We start from the raw sequence: 14113 nt of genomic DNA, 5'->3' as shown, positions 1-14113 counted from the left end.
CATCTATGCTTAAAATTTGTAATTATTTGAATTGAAAGTAGCAGTCGCTGGACTTTACTTTAATTAATTTTACGTAAAAGAAATAGTTTTTTATTACTAGTAATCAAGGTTTAAACACTGATCGAGAATCATAAGTAATTAATACTACTAGATTTTTTTTGCAAACTCCCCCAATATTTTTAGTTCAAAATATCCTATTGCCCCTGTTTCCTGATCCTATTACCCAGCAGTCCTTTAAGGATGCCTGTTTCAATGGATAAGAAAAAACAGACTAGCCAATGCACTTTTCCAGTAAAAATGGAAGCATTGGAGTACTACTTACCTCTTAGGAGGGTTGCTCATTAATCTTTAAAAGTTTCAGTCATGAATTACACTATATATTTTTCTAAAATAAAAGCTGCTTTACTTATTTCGACATTATTGCTGAGTTATTGTTTTTATGGACAAGGGAATGTGGCAAATGAAATGGAATCCTCCATGGTAAAAACACATGAGGACAAAGATTTACAATGGGGCCCATGCCCATCCTTTATGCCCGAGGGCTGCACAATAGCAGTATTACACGGGGATCCTTCAAAAAAGAATGTAGATGTCTTTTTTAAGGTACCTGCCAATTATGAAATACCTGCGCATTGGCACAATTCTGCCGAACGTATGGTTCTTGTGTCTGGGGAATTGCGTGTTACCTATGAGGGAGAAAAAGAACAAATAATGAAGGTTGGCTCCTATGCCTATGGCCCCACAACTAAATCGCACACCGCAAAATGCGGAAGTAAAGATCCCTGTGTACTATTCATTGCCTTTGAAGAACCATTGGATGCATTTCCAATAAAATTAAAATAGTAGACCGATACTAAAAAGTGATTCGGAAAAACATATTGATAATACGAACAATTAAAAACTAGAGTTATGGAAATGGTTGTAGATATAGATCCCGGGCTAATTACATCTTTTAAGAAACAAATACGAGGAGAGGTAATAGTGCCTTCGGATGACAAATATAGCGAGGCAAGAAAGGTGTATAATGCCAATATTGACAAACATCCAGGGATGATTGTCAAGTGTGTAGATGTAGCCGATGTTATTGCTTCTGTAAATTTTGGTAGGGAAAATGACCTGTTGATCGCCGTAAGGGGTGGAGGTCATAACGGAGGCGGATTAGGGGTATGCGATGATGGCTTGGTCGTAGATTTGTCTGGAATAAAGTTTATTCGTGTGGACACGTCCAACAATACGGTTCGTGTTGGGGGAGGAAACCTTTGGGGAGAAGTAGACCATGCCACACATGCCTTTGGACTGGCTGTCCCTGCGGGAATAATTTCCTCCACTGGGGTAGGAGGATTGACCCTAGGCGGAGGGGTAGGTTATTTATCTAGGAAATTTGGACTCACCATAGACAATTTGTTAGAGGCCGATATGGTCTTGGCAGATGGTTCATTTGTCACCACAAATGCCGAACATCTACCAGACCTTTTTTGGGCCATCCGCGGAGGTGGCGGCAACTTTGGAATTGTTACCTCTTTTAAATTTCAAGCACATCCCGTAAAAACAGTAATTGGAGGGCCAACGCTATGGCCCATAGCGCAAACAGAAGAAATTATGGCTTGGTATGACGAATTTATTCATAAGGCTCCAGAAGATCTTAATGGGTTTATTGCAACTATGGTTATACCTGGACCTCCCTTTCCTGAAGCGCTTCACAACAAGAAATTTTGTGGGATAGTTTGGTGCTATACGGGAGATCCAGATAAGTTTGATACGCTTTTTAAATCTGTTTTGGATAAAAATCCATTGTTCCAACATGTAGGTGAAATGCCTTATCCGTCTGTTCAAACCCTGTTTGATGGACTCTTCCCACCAGGCCTGCAATGGTATTGGCGAGCCGATTTTTTTAATACATTGGGACCCGAGGTTAGGGCTGGCCACTTAAAATACGGCTCCAAAATTCCAACACCCTTATCGCAGATGCACTTGTACCCTATTAGTGGGGCAGCAAGTAGGGTAGGGCCAGAAGATACGGCATGGGCGTATAGGGATGCCAAATATGCAGGAGTAATTGTAGGGGTGGATCCCGATCCGAAAAATAGTGATAAAATTACCAGTTGGTGTAAAAACTATTGGGAAGCCCTACATCCATTTTCTTCTGGTGGCGCATATTCCAATTTTATGATGGACGAGGGGCAGGAACGAGTAAAATCTAGCTACAAACACAATTACCACAGGTTGGTAACAATCAAACAAAGGTATGACTCAAATAACCTGTTTAGAGTAAATCAGAACATAAGACCATAATAATCTAAAATGCAACATCATGAAAATTAAAAAAGAAGATATGCCGATTACCATGCAAGCACCAAACACTCTTATGAGAGCCATTCCTGATTGCGGGGGAATTACCCTTGGGTACAACGAACTTCCGGCAGGTACAGATTTCACCCCATTATTACAGGGGTTAAACAACGATAGTTGCCATGCTCCTCATTGGGGATATGTTATAGAAGGAAAAATATTGATTATTTATGACAACGGGAAACAAGAGTTGGTAGGTGCAGGGGAAATGTATTACTGGCCTGCGGGACATACTGCTATAGTAAAGGAAAATCTTAAAATAATAGAATTTAGCCCCACCAAACAATTGAATGAAGTCCTTGAAAACGTGGGCAAAAGAATGGCTGAACTGAGTGCGTAATGAATATTTAAAAGTTTCTGCACTAAGGGCTGAAATTAAAAATATTTGAACCGACCTAAATTAAAAGAGGCAAGTAGTCTTTGCTACTTGCCTCTTAATACATGTTTTATTTTTTCCTTTTATAATTATAAAGCGTCTCATCTATAGCAAACCAACAGAAATAAAATATACCCACCGAGAAGATGATATCTCCGATCATTCGCATCCATTTTAAGGTCTGTACTGTTGGGGAATAGAGTAATTCTGAATCCCTAGCAAAAGAATACCCTTGTGTAATGGAGGTATATGCCTGAATAATACCAATAGGCAGTAAGCTAAATACAACCATAGCAACTAGGCCTATATTTAAAAGCCAAAAAGCTCTTTTCAGTTTGGTATTGCTCCAAATTCTATCTGAATAAAATCGCAAACAGATGATTATAAAGCCCATTCCCAACATACCATAAACCCCAAATAACGCAGTATGTGCATGAACCGCCGTGGTATTTAAACCTTGAATGTAATAAAGGGCAATTGGTGGATTAATTAAAAAACCAAACACACCGGCACCAATAAAGTTCCAGAAAGCTACGGAGATAAAGAAGAATATGGGCCATTTGTATTTCTGTATCCAATCCCTACTTTTCAATAGGTTCCAATTTTCCCTTATTTCGAAGCCCATCAAGGTTAAGGGCACTACTTCCAATGCACTAAATGTTGCACCTAGGGCAATTGCCTGTATGGGGGTTCCTGAATAATAAAGATGATGCAAGGTTCCTATAATCCCACCAGCCAAAAAAATAGAGGCAGAGGCAATGGAGACCCTGCCGGCAGTTTTTGTGGAAATAATTTTCATTCTCGAAAAAATAAAGGCGATCACCACGGTAGCAAAAACTTCAAAAAAGCCTTCTACCCATAAGTGTACCAGCCACCATCTCCAATAATTAATTACTGGTAAACTACTGTTCTCCCCGTACATTAATCCTGAGAAAAAGAACATTCCTATAGCTACAACGGATATTAATAATATGATTAAAAGATGTTTGGATTCGTCATTTTTTCTAATCCCGTACATGATATGCCTACTGACCATTATTACCCATAAAACAAGTCCGATACCCAGTAAAATTTGCCAAAACCTACCTAGATCCATGTATTCATATCCTTGATGGCCAAAGTAAAAGTTTGTGGTTAGTTCCAATAATTGATGCACCCCAAGCCATTCTCCCATCATAGAACCCAGTACAATGACTAGTAAGGCAATAAACAAAAAGTTGATACCAAGTACTTGATATTTCATTTCCTTTCCTGAAATCATTGGAGCTAAAAATAGTCCTGTGGCCAACCAAGTTGCGGCGATCCAAAATATGGCTAATTGTGTATGCCAAGTTCTACTAATGGAGTAGGGGAGGTAGCTTGAGAGGTCGAAACCAAAAAAAGCTTGTCCTTCTACCGTATAGTGTACCGTTATTATTCCTAAAACTACTTGTAAGGCAATCAATAATGAAATAACAATAAAATATTTTAGGACGGCCCTTTGCGATCGTACCAATTTAAGATTGGTCAAAGGATCTTTATCCGGTTTTTCCAATGATTCCCCCTTCTCATGATTTCTTAAATAATAATAAGTAAGAATTCCAATAAACAATAATAGGAGCACAATTGATAATCCCGACCAGATTAGGGAATCATCTGTAATAGTATTGTCAATCAAGGGTTCGTGGGGCCAATTGGAAGTGTAGGTGTAATCCTTTTCGGGTCTATTGGTACTGGCTGCCCAAGATGTCCAAAAGAAAAATGCATTTAATTGCTCTAGTTTTGCTTCATTGACCAATGCGCCTTTAGGAATTGCATATTCTGCCTTTCCTTCAGAAAATATGCTACTATAATGCGCTATATTGTTTTTTATGGCAGCAGCCCTTTCCTTTGAAATAGTTATGGTTTTGGTGGATGGGTCAAATAAATTGGTTTTAACATCCTTAATGAGTCGCGCTTTTAGGGCGGCCTTTTTTTCAACATCCAAATTAGCATAGTTGGTATTGTAATCCCTATTTGCCCAATGCTCTAGCATGAACACTGCTTCCCTATGGATCCAATCCGCTGTCCAATCTGGCGCCACATAGCTTCCATGGCCCCAGATAGAACCTACTTCCATACCGCCAATGGATTCCCATACATTTTGACCTATTTGTATATCCGCCTTGGTATATAGGATATCCCCTGTTCCCTCTACCACTACTCGCTCGGGTATTGGTGGTTGCGTTTGATATACTTCTGTTCCGATCCAAATTAGCACTATAAAAGATAGCACGACAACGCTGGTAAATACTGTCCACGTTTTTTTCATCTCTAATATCTTTTATTGATTACTCTTTGTTATGAACCACACTTTCCACACGTTGAACAGTATCAAATTTTGATATTGAAAGCCTAATTATACTGTCCTCGGTACAAAACAGATCATGGGGTACATGTTCTTTCAGGGCAATGAGATCGCCTTTTTTAAGTTGTAATATTTCACCGTTTACACCAAAGTCGATACTCCCTTCAAAAATTGAAACAGTTATAGGAAAGGGAGCCTTATGTTCCTTCATTTCCTGGCCTTTGCGCATTAATATTCTAATTTCTTTTGTAGTGCTGGTCTCCATTAACAATGTTACCGCAGGTTTATTTTCTTTATATTCTAAATTATCTGTAATCGAAGCTGTCATCATAATTGAAATTTTAAATGGATTATTATTAATAAGTATTAGGTGTTTTTTTGTTTTTATTAAATGTCGATTTATTTAACGTTGTAGTTTGAAAACCTAAATTATTACGATAAATACCAATAATTGGAATATGGTTTTAGGTAGCATGTACCAATGGACTGATCCACTATAATATCTTTCGGAATAGGGGTGATTTGGGGGATAATAAGAATCATATAATTTATTTAAAGCGCAAAGTTATATAAAACTAAATAATAAAGGACTTTTTTGTCTTTTATTATTTCAATAAATTTTAAGTAACTAAAGATGAGTTTATTAAGGAAGTATTTGGTTATATATTGACAGATTGTTTTAAATTATCTAGTAGGTTGAAAGGAGCAGGTATACCATAAAGAAATTAAATATAACGTACTGAAGATAAGAGCACTAAATTTTAATCCTTATGCAGAAAAGCAGTCCTATAAGGAGCAATACCGTTAGGATTACATTCAATAAAAACTTGGAAATATCTATATAAAATACACTGTCTACCATTTTCATGGAGTTAGCGATAGACTAAAATCCAAAAGAAATAAGGAATAAATTTCTCCGATAGGAAGTCTACTGGATAAACTTCGGAAGATTATTTTTTTAGGGATTCCAATGGCTTTTTGACCTGTAATTATATTCCCATCTTGGATTGGATACGTGCTACAAGCTTGGTATACTTTCCGATTATTTCTTCCCTATGTCTTTTACTAAAAATTAGGTTAAAAATTTAAAGCTAATTTTCATTTCTTGATATAGGTCATTTACTTTCGCAATTGTTATTGGTAACTTTGTCATGTTTAGTTAACTATAAAAAGATATATGAATAAGAAACCACTATTAATTCCGTATAACAGTAAGAATTTAAACTTAAAGAATAGGGTAGTCATGGCCCCTATGACCCGGAGCCGTACAACCAATGAAGAAAATACACCCACGTATGCGCTTGAGGGAGAATATTACGCACAACGGGCATCAGCCGGACTAATTATTTCTGAAGGCTCCCAAGTTTCTGAAAAAGCAGTTGGTTACATTAATACTCCAGGAATACATACCAAGGAGCAGGTAGAGGGCTGGAAAGAGGTTACCAGAAAAGTCCATGACCAAGGTGGTAAAATTTTCGTTCAATTATGGCATGTGGGAAGAATGTCCCATCCAGACTTCCATAATGGGGAATTGCCATTGGCTCCTTCTGCCATAGACCCCAACTCCCAATCCTATACCCCAAACGGTTTTAAGGATACGGTTACACCTAAAGAGATGACCAATGAGGAAATTAAGATCACCGTAGAAGATTTTAAGAACGCTGCAAAAAATGCAATTGAAGCAGGATTTGATGGTGTAGAAATACATTCGTCCAACGGGTATTTGTTCCATCAATTTTTTAATAAAACCTCCAATACTAGAATGGATGAGTACGGTGGGAGTATTGAGAATAGATCACGATTTTTCTTTGAAGTATTAGATGCCATTAAAGAAGTTATTCCTGTTCAAAATATAGGAGCCAGGTTTAATCCCTCCCTACACGGAATCTTCGGTATGACTATGGATGAAGAGACTATTCCTACCTTTGAGTATATTATTAAAAGACTCAATGATTACGATATGGCATATGTACATTTGTCCGAACCCTTTAATGACGTTTCAGAGGTACCGTTTGCAGTAACTCAAATAGCAAAGCACTTTAGGCCCTTGTACCATGGAACCTTAATTATAAATGCCGGATTTAATGAGGAAACGGGCAATAAAGTTATTGAGGCAGGTGACGCTGATTTGGTTGCTTTTGGCAAGCCGTTCATTTCTAATCCAGATTTGGTGGAACGCTTTGAAGCCAATGTGGCATTGACTGATTGGGATCAAGATACCTTTTACACACCAGGTACTGAGGGTTATTTAGACTATCCTAAGATTGTAGAAGCACAAAAGAATTAATTATAGCCCGTAATCTGATCCAGAAAATCACCATTCTAGCATTACGTTTACTGCTCTAAAGTGAATTCGATGCTGTGGTAACATCATATCTAAGTTTTTATTGGTCAGCAATATGGCTACAAAAAAGGAGCGAAAACACTACGGTTTTCGCTCCTTTTTTGTTCATTTAATTAGTTTTAAGGTACTTTTTTAAATGCCTTAAAAAATCCTGGCTTGATTTTCCTTTCCTAAAACCTATGGACTTTCCTGATGCTAAGAATGGGTTTCAGGACCGAGCTATAACTACAATAATTTGCGTTTATAGCTAGTAACCAGTTGGATAGGAAGCCAAAAGTCTAGTGGGTAAGCTTCGGAAAGTTATTTCTTTAGGGATTCCAATAGCTTTTCGGCAACCAATTTAGAGGAGGCTGGATTTTGACCGGTAATTAAATTCCCCTCTTGGATAGCATAAGCACCCCAATCTGCAACTTTGGAATATATTCCCCCTTTTTCCTTCAACATATCTTCTACCAAAAAAGGCACTACCTCAGTGAGCTGAACCGCAGCTTCTTCAGTATTGGTAAATCCGGTTACCTTTTTACCTTTTACCAACGCTGATCCATCCCCAGCTTTAACCTCTTTTAGTGCTGCAGGAGCGTGACAAACGAATGCGATGGGCTTACCCTGACTATTAAAACGTTCTATAAGTTGGATCGATGTGCTATCGGTTGCCAAATCCCATAGGGGACCGTGACCACCTGGGTAAAAGACCGCATCGTAGTCGTTAGCGTCAATTTCGGTCAGTTTTATGGTATTATTTATCCTTTCCTGTGCCACCATGTCCTTCTTATATCGCTTCGTGTCCTCCGTACTGGCATCTGGGGTGTCACTACTAGGGTCAATAGGGGCAGGGCCACCCTTTGGTGTCGCTAAAGTAATGGTTGCTCCTTCATCTAGTAAGGTATAATAGGGATTGGCAAATTCTTCGATCCAAAAACCGGTTTTCTTTCCGGTATGCCCTAATTTATCATGTGATGTTAATACAAATAAGATGTTCATTTTATGTTTTTTTATCATTAATACTCCTTTAAACAATCGTTAACGTCCTTAGACTTTAACGATCATTTTTCCTTTATTTTTTCCATCAAACAGGTCTAAAAATGCCTGAGGTGTATTTTCAAATCCATCCACCACAGTTTCGGTATACGTTAATTTCCCCTCTCCCAACCAAATGGACAACTGTTTCATGGCTTCCGGGAATTTTTCGGCATAATTGGAAACTATAAATCCTTGCATCAACGCACTATTTTTAACTAAAAAGGGCTGAACGCTAATACTTTTCGGAACTTCCGTATTGTTATAAACGGAAATTGCTCCACAGTTGATTATCCTTGCGAATTGGTTGATGTTAAATAGGACTGCATCTGAAATTGGTCCGCCTACATTATCAAAATAAATGTCTACACCATTGGGACAAGCAGTTTTAAGTGCTGCAACCATATCATCGGTACTGTTGTAATTTATAGCATGGTCAAACCCAAACTCTGAAGTAAGCATAGTAACTTTTTCATCTGTGCCTGCTATACCAATTACCTTTAGGCCTAAGATCTTTCCTATTTGTCCCACGACACTACCTACTGCCCCCGCAGCACCGGAAACCACCAAAGTTTCCCCTGCTTTGGGTTTACCTATTTGTGTAAGGCCTAGATAGGCTGTAAGCCCGGTCATACCCAGTATGCCCAAATAGGCGCTAAGCGGCGCTTTCTCGCCATCTACTTTTAATAAGCCATCACCATTTGAAATTTGCTTGGTTTTCCAATCCAGCATCCCAGATACAAAATCACCTTCCTTAAAATTATTATGCTGAGAATTGATTACCTTGGCAACTACACCAGAGTGTAAGGGTTTTCCAACCTCAAAGGGGGCTACGTACGACTTGGCATCGCTCATTCTTCCTCGTAAATAGGGGTCTACTGAAATGTAAGTCGATTCAAGCAACATCTCACCCGTAGCGAGATTCATTTCAGTTTCGGTAGTTCTTAGTTCAAAATCCGATAATGTGGGTGATCCCACTGGCCTTTGTTTTAATAAAATTGTCTTTGTCATTTTATTTGTTTTTTATTCGATTAGTGTTAGAACTCCTGTCTAATGCGGTCTTACAAACAGTTGCCCTATTAATACATGTGTTGGGTTATATTGAAATACTATCCCATGCCGCTTGGTAGGCTTCTTCCAAATGCCGATTGTTCAACTGGAAGGCACCTCTTTGTTGCATAAGCATTAAAAACGATAATGGATTTACGGTATAGGCATAGAGTAGGTAAGGAGACAAAGGTTTTATAATACCTTCATTTTGCCCACGTTCCCAGAGATCTAATAGGGGCTGTAAATGGACTAAGCCCTCTTGCCTTATGGCTTCATCTATCATGGGGGTGTTATCACATTGCGCTAAAAACATTGCTTCTTCCATTTCTTTGAGTTTAAAATCGGCAATCCGTTTCCAAATCAGTTCAAATCCTGCAATCACCGGGATATCTGAAGAATAATTTTTAAAGGCATAGGCTGTAAAGGCCGATTTAACCTCTATATACACCTTGTTTACCAAATCTTGCTTATTGTCAAAATATAGATAAATAGTAGCAGGGGATACATTGGCCATTTTCGCTATTTTGGACATTGGCGTAGCGTGAAATCCGTTATTGTTTACCAAGCTGATGGTCGCTTTAACCAACGCATTCCGCTTTTCTATACTTTTCTGAAGTTTTGCCATAGCACCGTGTTATATTAAATTCTGTCACCTTCATTGGATTGTTTTCAACCAATTTCATCACAAAGATAGCATTAAAAGAATGAACATTCATTTTTTGCAGCAGGTTTAACAGAACTTTACAATACTATATTGACATAATATAGGGTAGTAGTTGGGCCTTTTGCACGAAGTGATATAGCCAACAAAGCAATCAAGGAGAAAATAATGTTATTAAAATTCCGATCAACTATTTTTGTTGATTATAAATAAATTCAGTTTTAAACTTATTGATTATACCTCAAAGAAGAAAGCATCAACTCATAAAAGTAACTGGCTTTGTGCAACAGGTAGATTAGTATAAAATATTATCTAGGAGATCGCTCAATCTATGTTCCATCAAATGGAATTTTTTATCCGTCTTAAAAACATCCATGACCTCCTGTTTTATTTTAATCAGTTCTATATAAGAATATTCATGTCTTGCAATGGCGTCTTCAATTTTAAGGATACTACTATCTTCATCATCATTAGAAAATTCGGCATATAATCTTTCAAAGGTCTTTTCGTCAATTTTAGATTTAATCAGGTCCAGTTCTTTTGTTGTCTCGTGAAAATCTGCCTTTGCACATAGCAAGAGGATATAAATATTCAACTCTTTCTTGGACCACTGAGGGTTTGTGTTTTTCATTTTCAACTATATTTAAGGGGTTTCAATTTTAATGGTTCCATTGAGGTTTAATAGTGTTCGGAAACCAATAAGTTTGGACCACTTTGTAGTGCATGGGGGATGCAACTCAAATTAAAACCATAAACCTTCTAAAAACAAATAAGTTGGGACGAAGGCAACCAATTGCTGTCCGAAGGAAAGCATTTCGTTTCCGAAAGGATCCTTCATAGGGATTTAAGCATTATGTTGATAATTAAATTAGGTAATCTGTTGTAATTCAAAAGAATTATGTGCTGTTCCTGTACAGTTCTTTCACATTAAAATGGCTCGGCGCCTTCAAAACGGATACCAAACGGGGTGTAGATTGACCAAAGCATGGAGTAAGCCACTTTTCTATGGATACAGGATTTCCACTGGTTGATCTCAACCCTTCCTAAAACCAACATCCAACTCCATCAGCTATATTTAACCAGTAGGCCGTAACCTATTGTAAAACAAAGGTTTAAACCCGATGTAAAAAATCGTCCACATAAACAAAATATAGAGATACCAGGTGTTTGAAATAAGATCGAGATAGTCTAATCTTCCTTTGGAAAGGCTTAAGATCATTAATACTTGCGCACCATAGGGTAAGAGGCCTTGCGAAATACAGGCGAAAATATCCAAAATGGATGCAGTTTCCTTATTATCTAGACCGTAATCATCATTAATAGTTTTGGCAATAGATCCCACAATAATAATAGAAACTGTATTATTGGCAATGGCCAAATTTATGCTTCCCACTAGTGCCGCAATACCATACTGGGCAGAGGATTTACCGCGTATCAATCCTTTTATTTTATTTAACATATAATCTATTCCCCCATTTTTGGCCACCAAAGCAGCCAAGCCACCAGAAAGTAAGGACAATAAGAAGATCTCTGTCATATTTGTAAATCCGACATAGACAATTTTGGTTGATTCCAAGAGGGAAAAATCCCCATAAGATATCCCTAATGTACCGGCGGCCACCACTCCAATAAGCAGTACTACAAAGACATTGATTCCTACTACCGAGAGGGCGATTACCAACAGATAGGGCATAATCTTTATGATGGAATAGCTTTGGGCAATTACTTCGGTAGTATTGGTCTTGACCCCCTTCCCCTGGAAAATTAATATGGCAATGGTCAGTAGTGCCGCTGGCAGGGCTATTTTTATATTCTGCTTAAATTTATCGCTCATTTTACAGCCTAGGGACTGGGTTGCGGCAATAGTGGTATCTGATATTAACGATAGGTTGTCTCCAAACATTGAGCCACCTAATAAGGCCCCACACAAAATTGGAAGGGACACATCGCCCTTATCCGCAAACCCTACAACAATAGGAGCCAAGGCCACTATAGAACCTACGGAAGTCCCAGTAGAAACAGATAAAAAGGAGGCAATAATAAATATTCCGAAATATAGGTACTGTATGTCAATAGTGTCCAACCCAAAATTTACAATGGCATCCACACTTCCTGTAGCTTCGGTAATGGCGGCAAAGGCACCTGCTAAAAGGTAAATAAGGCACATGGTAAGTATTTTGTCATCTCCGCAACCTTTTAAAAGGGTTGCAATCTTTGAATTAACAGATTGTCTAAAAATTAGAAAGGCTACGATAATTCCTGCAATTACTGCTATAGGTGATGGTAATGCATAAAAATCGTTGAGATACAGACCAACACCTAAGAAGGTAAATACAAATACCAACAAGGGTATTAGCGCTTTAAAACTTGGATCCGTGAATTTTTGGTTTGCCATTTTTTTGTTTTGTAGAAGCACCAAAAAGATAAAGGCAATTAATGGGAGGATGGGGTAACATTTGTTCCAAATCCCTTTGGCTTATCTCTTTAGCACCTTGCTCGTTAATGCAGGTTGCTATCTCTTTTGTGAGATTCTTGATAATTAAGTCGGCAAAAGTAACCTATTAAAAAGTAATTGCTACTTTAAATTGAAGGATACTTTCATGAAATAAATTAATGTTCTTCCTATCCTGGTTTACTCCTTAATTTTCAAGAGTAGAGGAACACCATACCAGTTAGAATGTACTGGATGCATGGGAAAGATCCACTGGTCTTTTAAACGTACGTTTTACAAGAAAATAAGCTTTTAAAAATGGGTAATTAGGTCCCCAAAACGCTGATAATTAAAAATTAATGAAATAAATAGCTCATTTGTTAATTATTGTCCCCACATTTGCCGAATATAAAGTATTTAAAATTTAATATTATTACAATGAGCAAAGGAACAGTAAAATTCTTCAATGAAACTAAAGGTTTTGGATTTATCACTGAAGAAGGCGTAGAAAAAGATCATTTTGTACACATTTCTGGATTAATAGATGAAATTCGCGAAGGCGATGAAGTATCTTTTGATCTTCAAGATGGTAAAAAAGGATTAAACGCGATAAACGTAAAAGTAATCGATTAGATATATCTTAATGTTTATAAAAGCCCATCCCAACGGATGGGCTTTTTTTTTGTTTTATTTCCACATTATTTCATATTCAATAAGTAATTTATATTACAAATTCTTCAATAGTAGCTATAGGTCCAAATACAACCCGTTTCTTCAATAGTAGCTATAGGTCCAAATACAACCCGTTCTATCCCATTACCGAAATAAGAATAACGGAAACTAATAGGAGAAATAATAATAACAGGCTAAAGGCCAATAATCGTATCGACCTATTTACAAACTTGAACTTTAAGGCCGCGATTTTAGAGTTGATATAAATTTGTTGTCCTAATTGATCAAATAGCTCCACCTCATCCAAACTAATCTTGTAAAACGTTTTTGAAAACTCTTTAATATCACCGTATTTGGTAATTACATCCCCGAAAAAAAACATGTTCTTATCAAACTTCGCTTCTATCCTAGGCATAAAACAGCGAATACTAAAATAAATAGACGCCATGGTCAACCCCAACCAAATAGCGATTAGCACATAGATGAAAAAATAATCCTTACCTAATAATACTACATATGAAGTATTTTGATAGAAGAAATTAAAAAGGATCCCATAAAAAGATAATATAAGTCCGGCTTTAATCTCTGAAGCTTTGATTAGACTAAATACATAATTAATACTTCCCCAATAATGGTCCACCAATTCTTCCGCATGGCTCCCTCTTGGATTGGGTAAACTACTATTGTCTGGTTTTACGCTTTGAGGTGGTTGCTGAGGTTGCTCCATATAAATGAGTTATATTATTGCGGATTATTGGACTAATACCTTGGTGCTTGGGCTCTTGTAAGATAACAAATAGATGGCATAAATCTGTTTATTTTTCTTGTAGATATATTCGCTTCCATCCCATGCAGTCCCAATTTTCAATATTAGTATAGATGGTCTT

At 37.4% G+C, this 14113-nt stretch carries 13 protein-coding genes and 1 riboswitch; of the genes, 5 read left to right on the top strand and 8 right to left on the bottom strand.

Annotation, left to right across the window (positions count from 1 at the left end; all coding sequences use genetic code 11):
* Nucleotides 1–363 precede the first annotated feature (363 nt).
* The 3 genes from KCTC52924_RS15985 to KCTC52924_RS15975 all read left to right on the top strand — a co-directional run bounded on the left by KCTC52924_RS15985 (nt 364) and on the right by KCTC52924_RS15975 (nt 2689).
* Nucleotides 364–843, top strand: coding sequence for a cupin domain-containing protein (locus KCTC52924_RS15985; RefSeq protein ID WP_251805762.1), 480 nt, complete (start codon nt 364–366; stop codon nt 841–843).
* 66 nt (nt 844–909) lie between these two features.
* Complete coding sequence (locus KCTC52924_RS15980; RefSeq protein ID WP_251805761.1) at nt 910–2292, top strand: FAD-binding oxidoreductase; 1383 nt, start codon at nt 910–912, stop codon at nt 2290–2292.
* A gap of 19 nt (nt 2293–2311) precedes the next feature.
* Nucleotides 2312–2689: a hypothetical protein gene (locus KCTC52924_RS15975; protein WP_251805760.1), complete on the top strand. Its 378-nt coding sequence runs from the start codon at nt 2312–2314 to the stop codon at nt 2687–2689.
* Between the two features lie 106 nt (nt 2690–2795).
* Here KCTC52924_RS15975 and KCTC52924_RS15970 read toward each other — a convergent pair whose 3' ends face one another.
* Nucleotides 2796–5015, bottom strand: coding sequence for a nitric-oxide reductase large subunit (locus tag KCTC52924_RS15970; protein WP_251805759.1), 2220 nt, complete (start codon nt 5013–5015; stop codon nt 2796–2798).
* A 19-nt stretch (nt 5016–5034) separates the two neighbouring features.
* Nucleotides 5035–5382 (bottom strand): cupin, encoded by a 348-nt coding sequence (locus KCTC52924_RS15965; protein ID WP_251805758.1) that lies wholly within the window; start codon nt 5380–5382, stop codon nt 5035–5037.
* Between the two features lie 846 nt (nt 5383–6228).
* Between KCTC52924_RS15965 and KCTC52924_RS15960 the strand changes: the two genes are divergently transcribed.
* Entirely contained in the window at nt 6229–7338 is a 1110-nt protein-coding gene (locus KCTC52924_RS15960) for an alkene reductase (protein ID WP_251805757.1), read from the top strand.
* 357 nt (nt 7339–7695) lie between these two features.
* Here the strand turns inward: KCTC52924_RS15960 and KCTC52924_RS15955 are convergent, their stop codons facing one another.
* From KCTC52924_RS15955 to KCTC52924_RS15935, 5 genes are all read right to left on the bottom strand, one after another.
* Nucleotides 7696–8376, bottom strand: coding sequence for a type 1 glutamine amidotransferase domain-containing protein (locus KCTC52924_RS15955; protein ID WP_251805756.1), 681 nt, complete (start codon nt 8374–8376; stop codon nt 7696–7698).
* A gap of 48 nt (nt 8377–8424) precedes the next feature.
* Nucleotides 8425–9423, bottom strand: coding sequence for an NADP-dependent oxidoreductase (locus KCTC52924_RS15950; protein ID WP_251805755.1), 999 nt, complete (start codon nt 9421–9423; stop codon nt 8425–8427).
* Nucleotides 9424–9508: 85 nt separating this feature from the next.
* On the bottom strand, nt 9509–10087 hold the full coding sequence (locus tag KCTC52924_RS15945) for a TetR/AcrR family transcriptional regulator (RefSeq protein WP_251805754.1): 579 nt from the start codon (nt 10085–10087) through the stop codon (nt 9509–9511).
* A gap of 331 nt (nt 10088–10418) precedes the next feature.
* On the bottom strand, nt 10419–10754 hold the full coding sequence (locus KCTC52924_RS15940; RefSeq protein ID WP_251805753.1) for a hypothetical protein: 336 nt from the start codon (nt 10752–10754) through the stop codon (nt 10419–10421).
* A 444-nt stretch (nt 10755–11198) separates the two neighbouring features.
* Nucleotides 11199–12518 (bottom strand): Na+/H+ antiporter NhaC family protein, encoded by a 1320-nt coding sequence (locus tag KCTC52924_RS15935; protein ID WP_251805752.1) that lies wholly within the window; start codon nt 12516–12518, stop codon nt 11199–11201.
* A 50-nt stretch (nt 12519–12568) separates the two neighbouring features.
* Nucleotides 12569–12667: riboswitch (SAM-I-IV-variant riboswitch) on the bottom strand.
* Nucleotides 12668–12992: 325 nt separating this feature from the next.
* On the opposite strand from KCTC52924_RS15935, the gene KCTC52924_RS15930 reads away from it, so the two are divergent.
* Nucleotides 12993–13187 (top strand): cold-shock protein, encoded by a 195-nt coding sequence (locus KCTC52924_RS15930; RefSeq protein WP_251805751.1) that lies wholly within the window; start codon nt 12993–12995, stop codon nt 13185–13187.
* A 175-nt stretch (nt 13188–13362) separates the two neighbouring features.
* Here KCTC52924_RS15930 and KCTC52924_RS15925 read toward each other — a convergent pair whose 3' ends face one another.
* Nucleotides 13363–13953 (bottom strand): Pycsar system effector family protein, encoded by a 591-nt coding sequence (locus KCTC52924_RS15925; protein WP_251805750.1) that lies wholly within the window; start codon nt 13951–13953, stop codon nt 13363–13365.
* Nucleotides 13954–14113: the final 160 nt, after the last annotated feature.

The sequence above is a fragment of the Arenibacter antarcticus genome (assembly GCF_041320605.1).
GTDB lineage: Bacteria > Bacteroidota > Bacteroidia > Flavobacteriales > Flavobacteriaceae > Arenibacter > Arenibacter antarcticus.
This window is presented reverse-complemented; position numbering and strand designations above follow the sequence as displayed.

Coding starts and splice junctions, on each gene's coding strand:
- KCTC52924_RS15955 (WP_251805756.1), bottom strand. CDS start 8,376: ATGAACATCTTATTTGTATTAACATCACATGATAAATTAGGGCATACC.
- KCTC52924_RS15960 (WP_251805757.1), top strand. CDS start 6,229: ATGAATAAGAAACCACTATTAATTCCGTATAACAGTAAGAATTTAAAC.
- KCTC52924_RS15945 (WP_251805754.1), bottom strand. CDS start 10,087: ATGGCAAAACTTCAGAAAAGTATAGAAAAGCGGAATGCGTTGGTTAAA.
- KCTC52924_RS15940 (WP_251805753.1), bottom strand. CDS start 10,754: ATGAAAAACACAAACCCTCAGTGGTCCAAGAAAGAGTTGAATATTTAT.
- KCTC52924_RS15935 (WP_251805752.1), bottom strand. CDS start 12,518: ATGGCAAACCAAAAATTCACGGATCCAAGTTTTAAAGCGCTAATACCC.
- KCTC52924_RS15980 (WP_251805761.1), top strand. CDS start 910: ATGGAAATGGTTGTAGATATAGATCCCGGGCTAATTACATCTTTTAAG.
- KCTC52924_RS15925 (WP_251805750.1), bottom strand. CDS start 13,953: ATGGAGCAACCTCAGCAACCACCTCAAAGCGTAAAACCAGACAATAGT.
- KCTC52924_RS15985 (WP_251805762.1), top strand. CDS start 364: ATGAATTACACTATATATTTTTCTAAAATAAAAGCTGCTTTACTTATT.
- KCTC52924_RS15950 (WP_251805755.1), bottom strand. CDS start 9,423: ATGACAAAGACAATTTTATTAAAACAAAGGCCAGTGGGATCACCCACA.
- KCTC52924_RS15975 (WP_251805760.1), top strand. CDS start 2,312: ATGAAAATTAAAAAAGAAGATATGCCGATTACCATGCAAGCACCAAAC.
- KCTC52924_RS15970 (WP_251805759.1), bottom strand. CDS start 5,015: ATGAAAAAAACGTGGACAGTATTTACCAGCGTTGTCGTGCTATCTTTT.
- KCTC52924_RS15930 (WP_251805751.1), top strand. CDS start 12,993: ATGAGCAAAGGAACAGTAAAATTCTTCAATGAAACTAAAGGTTTTGGA.
- KCTC52924_RS15965 (WP_251805758.1), bottom strand. CDS start 5,382: ATGATGACAGCTTCGATTACAGATAATTTAGAATATAAAGAAAATAAA.